Raw genomic sequence first — 12,651 nt, 5'->3', positions numbered from 1 at the left:
GTTCGGCTCGGTGGCCCTTCCGCCGGGGTCACCTTCCCGCGCCGACCGGTATGCGCGCGTGCCCGTCCCCTCCGGGCGTCGCGCGGGCCGGTCGGCGGTGTCGTATCCCCTTCTCCGCGCCGCGTCGGCTCAGCTCTGGTCCACCGCGATGTCGTATTTCACGGTGTCGCCTTCCACCGAGGTCACCGTCAGCGTCACACCGAGCGTGTCCCCGGCCGCGGTGAGCGTGCAACGCATGGTGGTCCCTTCTTTGCCAGTGAGATCACCGGGGCAATCGATCGCGTCGGGTTCCTGCCCGACCTTCTCGGTGAGCGAGTCCTTGACCGACTTCTCCAAGTCGGCCTCCTTCACCTTCGGGGTGCCGATTGTGACGGAACACGCGGTGAGCGCCGCCGCGAGCAGCGACAAGACGGCAACACTGCGAATCTTCATGGCGAGCAGGCCTTTCTGACGGACGAACGTGACATCCCCAGATCGCGGCAGAAGCGATCGTCCGTTATCGGACATTTCGCGTGTGACGTGTGCGAGCCGATGTCTCAGCCGTGCCACGCGATAGGCGGGGCGTGCTGCGCAGCGAATTCGCCCGGCGGATCCGCCGAGGCTCAACCCAACCGGCGCGGACCGGTGTCGAAACGGCTGGGCTGCGGGCCGATCCGGGCGCGTGCGTACAGGATCTCCGCCGATGTCGGCGAGGCCAGCACCGGATCGAAGGACAGTTCCCGCATCTCCGGCAGGTCGTCGAACAGCGCCGAAATGCGCTGGGCCAGTTCGGCGAGGGCCGCTTTGTCCACGCGGGGACTCGCCGGCGTACCCGACAGCAACGGTGCGGCTCGCGGCGCGTCGATCAGGGCTGTCGCCTCGTCGGCGGTCAATGGCAGTGCCCGATAGGCGCGGTCGCCGAGCAACTCGATGATCAGGCCGGACAGGCCGAATTCGATCACCGAGCCGAACGACGGGTCGTCCTGGACGCGCAGGATGCAGCCGACACCCTTGGTGGCCATCTTCTGGATGTGCAGTACCGGATCACCGCACAACTCCGCCAAGTCCGCGTATCCCTGTCGCACCGCTTCGGGACGCCACAGATCGAGCCGGACGCCGGTGAGATCCGGTCTACGCCGCCATAATTCGCCGGTCGCCTTGGCCGCTACCGGGTAGCCGAGTTCTTCCGCGGCGGCGACGGCCTCCTCGGCGTTGCGCACCTCGCGGAACTCGACGACCGAGATGCCATAGCAAGCAAGCAGTTCCACCGTTTCCAGATCGGTGAGCCGCCGACCGCCCGAACCGGCCATCCAATCGGCCACCAATTGACGCGCGCGGTCGGTGTCGATGCCCTCCGGCCGCACCACCGGCGAGACCGGCCTGGTTCGCCATTCGGCGTATCGCCGCACCCGGGCCAGCGCTCGAGCCGCGCGTTCCGGATCCGGATACGACGGGATCGAGCCGTGCGCCGCCGTGGCGCCGGGACCACGCACCGCGAGCAGGTTCGGAATCCCTTGCTCGGCGACGAACGTGGTGAGAATCGGCTTCTTCGCCTCGGGCACCGCGGCCGCCGCCGCTCGGATCGCGTCGGCGAAACCGGCGGTCGGCAGCGGCACCGGAGGTGCGAAAACGACGATCAAGGCGTCCGTCTCGTCCGAGCGCAACGCTGCGACCACAGCGTCCAGATACGCGCCCGGCGTCGCCTGCGGACCGAGGTTGACCGGCTCGCCGACCTCGAGGCCCTCCCCCTGCGCCGCGTCGACGGCCAGCCAGTTGAGCGCCGCGCTGTTGCCGACGACCGCCAGCCGCGAGCCGCGCGGCAACGGCTGATAGCCCAGCAGAGCGGCGCAGTCGAACAGTTCGGAGATCGAGTCGACCTGGACGATTCCGGCCTGGGCGAACAGATCCCGCACGATCGACCGGTCCATGTCCCCCGCGGGCTGAGCGACCGAGCGGCCGCTGCTCACCGCGACGATCGGCTTGGTCCGGGCCACCCGGCGCGCGATCCGGGAGAACTTGCGCGGATTACCGAAGCTTTCCAGGTACAGCAGCACCACATCGGTGTCCGGGTCGCTGTCCCAGTACTGCAGCAGGTCGTTGCCGGAGACGTCGGCACGGTTACCGGCCGACACGAACGTCGACAAACCGAGATTGCGGGCGGCCGCCTCCCCGAGGATGGCCGCGCCCAAGGGCCCGGACTGGCAGAAGAAGCCGATACGTCCGCGACCGGGCAACACCGGGGCGAGGGTCGCGTTCATGGCGACCGCCGGATCGGTATTCGCGATGCCGAGCGCGCTCGGCCCGACCACGCGCATGCCGTGCCCACGAGCGGCCGCCACCAGTTCGCGTTCGGCCGCCGATCCCCCGGCGCCGGTCTCACCGAAACCAGCGGTCAGCACGACGAGGCCTTTGACCCCCTTGGCCATGCAGTCGTCGAGCACCGACCCGATCGCCGCGGGCGGCACCGCGACCACGGCGAGATCGACCTCGTCGGGAATCTCCCTGACCGTCGCGTACGCCCGTACCCCGCGGACCGACTTGCGGTTCGGGTTCACCGGGAACACCGGGCCCTGGAACAGACCCGACAGCAGATTCGCCAGCACCGCCCCGCCCACCCGCCCGGTCGCGGGGGTAGCGCCGATCACCGCCACCGATCGCGGCGTGAGCAGATTGCCCACGCTGCGCGCTTCGGATGCGCGTTCGCGCGAATCACGCACCGACAGCAATGCTTCGGTGGGGTCGATGGCGAACTCGAGATGCAGGACCGACCCGTCCCGGCTGCGCTCGACCTGGTAGCCCGCGTCGCGGAAGACCGTCACCATGACGGTGTTCTCCGCGAGCACCTCGGCGACGAAGGTCTCGATCTTGTTCTCGGCGGCGGCGCCGGCCAGATGCTCCAGCAGGATCGAGCCGAGCCCGCGCCCTTGATGGCCGTCGGCGACCACGAACGCGACCTCCGCCGCCCGCGGCCCGTCCCGCTCCAGCAACTCGTAGCGGCCCACCGCGACGATCGCCTCGCCGAGTTCCAGCACCAGGCCGACCCGGTCGTGATAGTCGACATGCGTGGTGCGATACAAATCCTTCGGCGAGATCCTGGGGTACGGGCCGAAATATCGCAGATACCTGGTGCGGTCCGACAGCGCGCCGTGGAACTCCTGCAGCCGCTCGGCGTCGGCGGGAGTGATCGGGCGCAGTCGTACGACGCCACCGTCGGAGGCGAGCACGTCGGCGAACCAGTGCTGCGGCGGCGGGGGCGGGGTGGCGGGAGTGTCCGCGGTGTCGGGAAAGTCAGTCACGAGGATCCTCCGGGTCCAGACCCAGCAACCCGAAAGTCGCTCGGCGGGTGGCCAGCACGGCCATGTCGACGGCACGTTGGGCGCGATCGACCCGTACGTCACCGGTCTCACCGGTGCCGCCGGGGCCGTCCCATGGACGGTAGGCGATGTCACCGCCGTCGCCCATGGTGCGCGGCGGGTCCGCCCGCGGCACCGCCGCGCCGATCAGGTCGATCCAGTCCTGCGGGATCGCTGTCGCGGGATCGATGGTGCGATCCAACGCGGTGGCCAGCAAGTGGGTCCAGGCCCGCGGCACCACCCGGACCAACCCGTATCCGCCACCACCAACGGCCAGCCAGCGTCCTTCGGCATAGCGGTCGGCGAGTTCGCGCATGGCGCGGAAGGCCGCGCGCTGTCCGTCGACGGTGAGTTCCAGGTCGGCCAGCGGATCTTCCCGATGGCTGTCCACCCCGCACTGGCTGACCACGATCTGCGGACGGAATGCCTCCACCGCGCCCGGGACCACGGCATGAAACCCTCGCAGCCACTGAGCGTCCCGGGTGCCCGGCAGCAACGGCAGGTTGATCGACGTGCCCTCCGCCGCGCCAACGCCGATCTCCTCCGGCCAACCGGTGTTGGGCCACAGGGTGGCCGGATGCTGGTGCAGCGAGATGGTCAGCACCCGGGGGTCGGCGTAGAAGGCCCGTTGCACGCCGTCGCCGTGGTGCACATCCACGTCGATGTAGGCGATCCGGTCGAAACCGTGGTCCAGCAGCCAGGAAATGGCAACCGCCGCGTCGTTGTACACGCAGAACCCCGCAGCCGAATCGGCCATCGCGTGGTGCATGCCGCCGCCGATGCTCACCGCCCGGTTGGTGCGGCCCTCCGCGATCTCCCTGGCCGCGGCCAGCGTGCCGCCGACGATCGTGGACGCCGCCTGGTGCATTCGCGGAAAAACGGGATTGTCCGGGGAACCGAGGCCGAAGGGTGGAGCGGCAGGCGAACCCACCGGCGGCACGGCGCGTTCGACCGCGTCCAGGTAGTCGGGCGTGTGGACGCGCAGCAGATCGGGGCGTTCCGCGGCGGCGGGCTCGAGCACTTCGACGCCATCGAGCAAGCCGAGACTCTCCGCCAGCGCCATGGTGAACTTCAGGCGCGCGGGCTGCATCGGGTGCTCCGGAGTCCAGCGGTAATCCAGGAACCGCTCGGTCCAGACGACAGTTGCGGGGCGGCTCGTTCCGGGCGAAATCGGCGCCCGAGGTTCGCCGCGCGGTGCAGTGGCCATGATCGCAACGCTAGCGGGAAGCAAGGAACCCCGCGAAACGTTCCTATGCAGTACAAATACAAGAAAGTATGCTCACGGCCGCCTGCCGTGCGCCGATCACGTTCCCGCAATGCCGCCGGAGATGTCGTGCGCAGCGTGGAGCGACACGATCCGGCACACGGGGGTGCCGTCGTGCGTGGGTAGAATTCGTGCCGACGAAGGGGTAACAGGTGAAGGATCTGGTCGACACCACGGAGATGTATCTCCGTACCATCTACGACCTCGAGGAGGAGGGCGTGGTGCCCCTGCGCGCCCGGATCGCCGAGCGCCTCGAACAGAGTGGTCCCACCGTGAGCCAGACCGTCGCGCGCATGGAACGTGACGGCTTGCTGCTCGTCGCCGGCGACCGTCATCTGGAACTGACCGAGAAGGGGCGCAGCATGGCCGTCGCGGTCATGCGCAAGCACCGGCTGGCCGAACGGCTGCTGGTCGACATCATCGGCCTGGACTGGCAGAACGTGCACGCGGAGGCCTGTCGCTGGGAGCACGTGATGAGCGAGGACGTCGAGCGCCGTTTGGTCGAGGTGCTCAATCACCCCACCACCTCCCCGTACGGCAACCCCATTCCCGGCCTGGACGAACTGGGCATCATTCCGCCCGCCGCCGCCGACGAGACGCTGCTTCGCCTGTCGGATCTGCCGAACGGCCAGCAGCACGCCGTCGTCGTGCGCAGGCTCGCCGAGCACATCCAGACCGACCCCGAGGTCATCGGCCGGCTGCGGGAGGCGGGCGTGGTGCCCGACGCCCGCGTCACGGTGGAGACGAGGCAGGGTTCGGTGATCATCACCGTACCCGGCCACGACGGCTTCGAACTGCCCGACGAGATGGCGCACGCCGTCCAGGTGAAGCTGGCCTGACACGTGAGACTTCTCGTCACGGGTGGCGCGGGTTACGTCGGCGGCGTCTGCGCCCAAGTTCTGTTGGAAGCCGGCCACGAGGTGATCGTGGTCGATGATCTGTCCACCGGCAATGCCGAGGGCGTGCCCTCCGCCGCCCGGTTCGTCCAGGGTGACGTGGCGGTCGCCGCGCCGGAGCTGCTGGCCGCCGAACCCTTCGACGCTGTTCTGCATTTCGCGGCCCAGTCGCTGGTCGGCGAGTCGGTGCAGCAGCCGGAGAAGTACTGGCACGGCAACGTCGTGAAGACGTTCGAGCTGCTGGAGGCGATGCGGCGCACGGAAACGCCGCGGCTGGTCTTCTCCTCCACCGCCGCGGTCTACGGGGAACCGGAGCAGGTGCCGATCACCGAGGATGCCCCGACCCGCCCGACCAATCCGTACGGCTCGTCGAAGCTGGCCATCGACCATGCCATCACCTCCTACGCGATCGCGCACGGGCTGGCGGCGACCAGCCTGCGGTACTTCAACGTCGCAGGCGCCTATGGCGGACTGGGCGAGAACCGAGTGGTGGAAACGCATCTCATCCCGCTGGTCCTGCAAGTCGCGGCCGGGCACCGCAAGGCGATCTCGGTCTTCGGCACCGATTGGCCCACCCCCGACGGGACCGCGGTCCGCGACTACATCCACATCCGCGACCTCGCTCAGGCCCATCTGCTGGCCTTGACGACCGCCGAGCCGGGCACCCACCGGATCTACAACCTCGGCAGTGGCACCGGATTCTCCGTTCGCGAGGTGATCTCGGCCTGCGAGCGCGTCACCGGCCTGCCGATCGCCGCGCAAGACGCGCCCCGTCGTCCCGGCGACCCGGCGACGCTCATCGCGTCCAGCGAACGCGCCATCACCGAGCTGGGCTGGCGTCCCGAGCACAACGATCTCGACGAAATCGTCACTGACGCTTGGGCTTTCCTCCGATCGCTCGGCTCCCGCGCGCACAGCGCGCGATAATCCGCCACCTGCGGTCCGAGTCGACCCCGCACCGACTCGGGCCGCGGCGCCGACGCAACGGCCCCGGAGCCGATTTCGCCGCGACGACACCTGCCCGAACGAAGCACGGTGTTCCGCCGAATCGTCACGGTGATCCGGCGCGGGCAGCATCGCGAACTCGTTGTCACCGATCCGCATATCCGGCTTCACGGCGCCGGTTCCCCCAGGTCGACACCGAGACCAGCGGCGGTCCGGTAGCCGCTGCGCGCGAGGCGACGCAACTGTTCCGGGCGCATGCCCAGGCGCAGCGAGGTGTCGAGCAGCATCGCCATCGGATGCCCCGGATCCGCCTCCAGCGCGGCTTCCAGCGCGATGCCCGCCAGTGGTCCGTCACCACGGACATAGGCGCTGTAGCCGAGCAGCGCGGCGGCCTCGGCACGATCCGCGCCGGTCAGCGCGCGGGTCAGCGCGATCCACACCACCTCCGCCGCGGCGGCGTGGTCGCCCACGGCCAGTGCGAACATCGTGTCCCGCACCGCCCGATCGCGCAGGGCCGCGGTGATCTTCGCGAGTTCGGGCGCCATCAGCGCCGCGCCCGAGGCGGTGTTGGCGATCTGCCACAGCACATAGTCCAGCGCTTGCCTGCTGTATCCGATCGGATCGCCGCGACGCGCGGCCCGGGCGTAACGTTCGCCCGCACGCGCGAGCGCGTCCGGCAGGTGCGCCGCCATCTCGGCACATGCGAGCGGATCGGGCGCGACCAGACCGGTGAGTTCGGAGCGCGAACCGCGGATCGGCCTGCCTTCCAGCACGTGGGTCAGCGTCACCAGAGAGGCCGCGGGATCACGGAGCACTCCGCGCCGCCGTGGTCCCGTCAAGGTCCACCACTGCTGCCCGGCGGCGATCGCAGGCACCGCCCAGACTCCGGCCAGCGAGATGTCACACGCTGCCAGCCGCCTGCCGAGCGAGCCGACCAGCGCGTCGAATCGTCCGGCCGCGCATCTCGACCGGTCGGCGCCCGGCTCCACGGCGCGTTCGTCGACGACGACGGCCATGACCTCGGCCGCCTGGTCGTGCGCGCAGATCCGCGCGACCGCGGCCGCCAGCGTCGCACCTCGCACGCGGCGGCCACCGGGCGAATCCAGATCGAAGCGCACCACCGCGTCGACCGTCGCACCGCCGGGCGTCCCGTGCCGCAGGACGAGCACGACCACCGACCGTTCCGGGGTGAATCCGAGCATCGCGGGCACCGCGGCAATCAACTCCGCCGGATCATCCACGCACACAACATGTTCCGGAGCACCATGGAACTGCGGAGGATCTTCGCCGCATCGAGCGTGCCGAGATCGACCACCGGGAGTCCACGCGTCTGTTCCGTCCTCCGCCGCGCGCGAATGCGAGTGCGGCGCGGCGATCGCTGCGGGAACGGCGCGTGGCGCGGTGTCGGAGCGAGCGCCGCACCTCGATGGATGGTTGCGGCCGGAATCCGGCCGCGATTCGTCGTCCATGCCTGCATGTCCGGCATCGACCGGTTCGGGGGCTCGAAACGGGTTCGCGGAAGTGGTCATGCTTCGACCATGCGGCTCGGTGGACTCCGGTCTTCGACGCCGACCTGGCGATTCCGCCGACCTGGGGAATCCGCTTCGCGCTGTGCACGACTCGACCGACACGACGGCGGGATCGCGATTCGTGTCGGAGGCGCCTGCTACCGTGCCGCCCGCGCTACCTCTCGCGCACTTTGCGCACCGCCGTGGCGAACAGCGCATCCAGCGCGGGGGTATCCGGTTCGCCCTCGGCGAACGACATGTAGGTCACCGAGATTCGCACGTCCCCCACTTGCGCGACGTGCGTGCGCATGGTTTGGGTCAGCCGGGCGCCTCCCGACTCCGGCCGCACCGTCCTGCGCAGCGAGAGGGTGTCGTCGGCGTCGATCGGCGGCGGCGAGTCCAACTCGGACGTCACGGTGGTAGCGGCGCCCGCTCGGTTGACCCGCACCGATCCGCACTGCTCCAGCCGAGCGCGCAGGGCGGCCAGCGGCTCGCCGCTGCGGATCAATTCGACGGTCAGCGTCGCGCGGGTCGCGTCGTCTGTGCCGACCGCCATCGCGGTGCGATCGGGCCCGAAGTCCTGATTCGGCGGCACGCACCGGCTGGGCTGGACGTTCGCACCGCGGCCCATGCCGTCCAGGTCGCCCGCCGCCTGAGCCACGGCGTCCTGGGGCAGCACCACCGCCGCGTACGGCGGTGGAAACTGGCTCGGATCCGGTAGCAGTGTCGGCAGTTCCGCGCTGACGTGCCGGGTCACCGCGGTCGGCGCCGACGAGACCGGGCGCCCCGGTACCGTCGACCCGCATCCTGCTAACAGCACCGCGCAGACGACGGGTGCCACCCGGCCCAGCCGCATGCGCCTCGAATCCGCCACGGTCACATCCCCACTGTGCCAAACTCCTCGTGTCCGGTCGGCGATGCCACGCCGCCGGGCCGGGAATGCGCGGCCCACCGATGCTGTTGGCTCGGAGTACGGGTCGGTGTCCGGCCGTGCGCGGCGACCACGACGGCATGGGGGACAATGGACAGTGGTCCCCGGTTCGGACGACTGCTCGTCTCGCACCACCAGGAGTGGCGAACGATCGGGCAGGCAACCACACTGGCGCGTGAGGCACGCGTCCGGGCCGCAGGAGCCGCGCAGGAAGGAGTACGCGATGGACTACGAGTCGCGAATGTACGAACTGGAGTTCCCCGCTCCGCAGCTGTCGTCCGCCGACGGCGCGGGCCCGGTCTTGGTGCACGGACTGGAAGGCTTCACCGACGCCGGGCACGCGGTGCGGTTGGCGACCACGCACCTGCGCGAAAGCCTCGAAAGCGAACTGGTCGCCTCGTTCGACGTGGACGAGCTGCTGGACTACCGGTCGCGGCGCCCGCTCATGACGTTCAAGACCGATCATTTCTCCGATTACGCCGAGCCGGAACTCAACCTCTGGGCATTGCGCGACACCGCGGGGACCCCGTTCCTGTTGCTCGCGGGTCTGGAGCCGGACCTACGCTGGGAGAAGTTCACCACCGCGGTGCGGCTGCTCGCCGACCAGCTGGGCGTGCGGCGCAGCATCGGCCTGAGCGCCATCCCGATGGCGATTCCGCACACTCGCCCGCTGGGCGTGACCGCGCACTCCTCCAACCGCGACCTGATCTCCGAGCACCAGCGGTGGCCGGGCGAGCTGCAGGTTCCTGGCAGCGCGTCGTCGCTGCTGGAATTCCGCATGGCGCAGCACGGTCACGAGTCGGTCGGCTTCTCGGTGCACGTGCCGCACTACCTGGCACAGACCGCCTACCCGGAGGCCGCGCAGACGCTGCTGGAGAACGTCGCCGACAACGCGGGCCTGGAGTTCCCGCTGGCCGCGCTCGGCGAGGCCGCCGCCCGGGTACGCGAACAGGTCAACGAGCACATCGCGGGCAATGCCGAGGTGGAGACCGTCGTGCACGCGCTGGAGCGGCAGTACGACAGCTTCGTCACCGCGCAGGAACGCCAGTCGAGCCTGCTGGTCGGTGACGGCGAGTTGCCGAGCGGCGACGAGCTGGGCGCCGAATTCGAGCGATTCCTCGCCGAGCAAGGCCGTTACACCGACGACGACGAGGGCGAACAGGACTGATCCGCCCGGCCGCCTGGTCCCGATCGCCCCTGCAAACGTGCTCACGGGCGAGGCCGTAGGGTTGTCGGAGTGGATCTGACCGAACTGCTCGACATCCCGGGGACCGACGCCGACGCGCTCTACGAGTCGTTCGGCATCTGGGCCGCCGAGCAGGGCACCCCGCTCTACCCCGCGCAGGACGAGGCGCTGCTCGAGCTGGCATCCGGATCCAACGTCATCCTCGCCACCCCAACCGGTTCCGGAAAGTCACTCGTCGCGGTCGGCGCGCATCTGTTCGCCCTCACCCAGGGCCTGCGCACGTACTACACCGCTCCGATCAAGGCGCTGGTGAGCGAGAAATTCTTCGCCCTCTGCGAGGTATTCGGCGCCGAACGCGTCGGCATGGTCACCGGCGACGCCGCGGTGAATCCGGACGCGCCGATCATCTGCGCGACCGCGGAGATCCTGGCCAATCTGGCACTGCGCGAAGGCGCGGACGCCGCCGTCGGCCAAGTGGTGATGGACGAATTCCACTTCTACGCCGACCCCGATCGGGGGTGGGCCTGGCAGGTCCCGCTGCTGGAACTTCCCCGCGCCCAGTTCCTGCTCATGTCGGCCACCCTCGGGGAGGTCGATTTTTTCGCCCGTGACCTGGAGCGCCGGACCGGCCGCTCCACCGCGATCGTCGCGGGCACCGAGCGCCCCGTGCCGCTGAGCTTCTCCTATGCCCGCACCCCGATCACCGAGACGCTCGAAGAGCTGGTCACCACCCACCAGGCTCCGGTGTACGTCGTGCACTTCACGCAGGCCGCCGCGCTCGAACGCGCGCAGGCGCTGACGAGTGTGAATTTCGCGACGCGCGCCGAGAAGGACGCGATCGCCGACGCGCTGGGCGAATTCCGGTTCGCCGCCGGATTCGGCAAGACGCTGTCGCGGCTGATCCGGCACGGCATCGGCGTACATCACGCGGGCATGCTGCCGAAGTACCGGCGATTGGTGGAGCGCCTGGCCCAGGACGGCCTGCTGAAGGTGGTCTGCGGCACCGACACCCTCGGCGTCGGCATCAACGTGCCCATCCGCACGGTGCTGCTCACCGGGCTGACCAAATTCGACGGCGTGCGCACACGCAGGCTCAAGGCGCGGGAGTTCCACCAGATCGCGGGCCGCGCGGGCCGGGCGGGTTACGACACCATGGGCACCGTCGTCGTGCAGGCTCCGGAGCACGAGGTGGAGAACACTCGGCTGCTGGCCAAGGCGGGCGACGATCCCAAGAAGCAGCGCAAGGTGCAGCGGCGCAAACCGCCGGAAGGCTTCGTCTCCTGGAGTGAGGAGACCTTCGACCGCTTGGTCGCCGCGCAGCCGGAGCCGATGGTGTCGCGTTTCACGGTCACCAACGCCATGCTGCTGAATGTGATCGCCAGGCCGGGCAACTGCTTCACCGCCATGCGCCATCTGCTCGAAGACAACCACGAGCCGCGGCCCGCCCAGCGCAGGCACATTCTGCGCGCCATCCGGCTGTATCGGGCGCTGCGCGACGCCGGGGTGGTGCAGCAACTGCCCGAACCCGACGCGCAGGGCCGCCGCGCCCGCCTGACCGTCGACCTGCAGCGTGACTTCGCCCTCGACCAGCCGCTGTCGCCGTTCGCGCTGGCCGCGCTGGAGTTGCTGGACAAACAGTCCCCGAGTTATACCCTCGACGTGGTGTCGCTCATCGAATCCACGTTGGAGGATCCGCGCCAGCTGCTCATGGCCCAGCAGCACAAGGCGCGCGGCGAGGCCATCGCGGAGATGAAGGCCGACGGCATCGACTACGACGAGCGGATGGAGCTGCTCGAAGAGGTGACCTGGCCCAAGCCGCTGGCCGAACTGATCGAACCGGCCTTCGAGACCTACCGCGCCGGACACCCGTGGGTGTCGGAGTTCGCGCCGGCGCCGAAGTCGGTGGTGCGCGACATGATCGAGCGCGCCATGACCTTCGCCGAACTGATCTCCTTCTACGAGCTGGCCCGATCCGAGGGCGTGGTGCTGCGCTACCTCGCCGACGCCTATCGCGCGCTGCGGCGCACCGTGCCGGAATCGGCGCGCACCGAAGAACTCGACGACATCACCGAGTGGCTCGGAGAGCTTGTGCGGCAAGTCGATTCGAGCCTGCTCGACGAATGGGAGCAACTGACCAACCCGGGCGCGGAGACCGACGCCGACCAGATCGCGTTCGGCGCCGAAACCGTGCGCCCGATCTCCGCCAACGAACGCGCGTTCCGGGTGATGGTCCGCAACGCGATGTTCCGCCGGGTCGAACTGGCCGCGCTGCGACGCTGGGACGAGCTGGCGGCACTCGGTCCCGGCCCGGACTGGGCCGAGGCACTCGCGGACTACTACGCGGAATACGAGCGCATCGGCACCGGACCCGACGCCAGGGGACCGCAACTGTTCCAAGTGGAACGAAGACCCGGATTCTGGCATGTGCGGCAGGTGCTGGAGGACCCGGCGGGCGACCACGGCTGGTCGATCGACGCGGTGGTCGATCTGGCCGAGTCCGACGCCGCGGGCGAGGTCGTCTTCGACGACGTCACCGTGTCCGCCGGCTGAGCCCGCATCACCTACCGGCCACCTGTTCCCGCAGGTCAG

9 protein-coding genes are annotated in these 12,651 nt (G+C 69.5%); 4 read left to right on the top strand and 5 right to left on the bottom strand.

The genetic code is table 11. From position 1 onward, the window contains the following. Nucleotides 1–129: 129 nt before the first annotated feature. From ABZ824_RS04215 to ABZ824_RS04205, 3 genes are all read right to left on the bottom strand, one after another. Nucleotides 130–432 (bottom strand): DUF4333 domain-containing protein, encoded by a 303-nt coding sequence (locus ABZ824_RS04215; protein ID WP_356961560.1) that lies wholly within the window; start codon nt 430–432, stop codon nt 130–132. A gap of 170 nt (nt 433–602) precedes the next feature. Continuing rightward, nucleotides 603–3,275 (bottom strand): GNAT family N-acetyltransferase, encoded by a 2,673-nt coding sequence (locus ABZ824_RS04210; protein WP_356961558.1) that lies wholly within the window; start codon nt 3,273–3,275, stop codon nt 603–605. Further along, nucleotides 3,268–4,539, bottom strand: coding sequence for an acetoin utilization protein AcuC (locus tag ABZ824_RS04205; RefSeq protein ID WP_355070336.1), 1,272 nt, complete (start codon nt 4,537–4,539; stop codon nt 3,268–3,270). The genes ABZ824_RS04210 and ABZ824_RS04205 overlap by 8 nt, the downstream gene beginning before the upstream one ends. A gap of 209 nt (nt 4,540–4,748) precedes the next feature. Between ABZ824_RS04205 and ABZ824_RS04200 the strand changes: the two genes are divergently transcribed. Continuing rightward, a complete protein-coding gene (locus ABZ824_RS04200) occupies nt 4,749–5,435 on the top strand; it encodes an iron dependent repressor, metal binding and dimerization domain protein (protein ID WP_355070334.1) in 687 nt (228 codons plus the stop codon). Between the two features lie 3 nt (nt 5,436–5,438). After that, complete coding sequence (gene galE, locus ABZ824_RS04195; RefSeq protein WP_355070332.1) at nt 5,439–6,419, top strand: UDP-glucose 4-epimerase GalE; 981 nt, start codon at nt 5,439–5,441, stop codon at nt 6,417–6,419. 185 nt (nt 6,420–6,604) lie between these two features. Here the strand turns inward: galE and ABZ824_RS04190 are convergent, their stop codons facing one another. Both ABZ824_RS04190 and ABZ824_RS04185 read right to left on the bottom strand, forming a co-directional pair. Then, nucleotides 6,605–7,678, bottom strand: coding sequence for a DUF4192 domain-containing protein (locus ABZ824_RS04190; protein WP_356961556.1), 1,074 nt, complete (start codon nt 7,676–7,678; stop codon nt 6,605–6,607). Between the two features lie 442 nt (nt 7,679–8,120). Continuing rightward, a complete protein-coding gene (locus tag ABZ824_RS04185; protein WP_356961555.1) occupies nt 8,121–8,819 on the bottom strand; it encodes a sensor domain-containing protein in 699 nt (232 codons plus the stop codon). A 280-nt stretch (nt 8,820–9,099) separates the two neighbouring features. Between ABZ824_RS04185 and ABZ824_RS04180 the strand changes: the two genes are divergently transcribed. Both ABZ824_RS04180 and ABZ824_RS04175 read left to right on the top strand, forming a co-directional pair. Then, nucleotides 9,100–10,044, top strand: coding sequence for a PAC2 family protein (locus ABZ824_RS04180; protein ID WP_356961554.1), 945 nt, complete (start codon nt 9,100–9,102; stop codon nt 10,042–10,044). 69 nt (nt 10,045–10,113) lie between these two features. Then, the gene (locus ABZ824_RS04175; RefSeq protein WP_355070326.1) at nt 10,114–12,612 is read left to right on the top strand and encodes a DUF3516 domain-containing protein; all 2,499 of its coding nucleotides are present in this window, start codon (nt 10,114–10,116) and stop codon (nt 12,610–12,612) included. The last annotated feature ends 39 nt before the right edge of the window (nt 12,613–12,651 follow it).

Origin of the sequence: Nocardia sp. NPDC047038, from assembly GCF_040644075.1 — a bacterium.
In the GTDB taxonomy this organism is placed as follows: Bacteria; Actinomycetota; Actinomycetes; order Mycobacteriales; family Mycobacteriaceae; genus Nocardia; species Nocardia sichangensis.
Note: the sequence above shows the minus strand (reverse complement) of the source record. Positions and strands in the feature narration are given on the sequence as shown.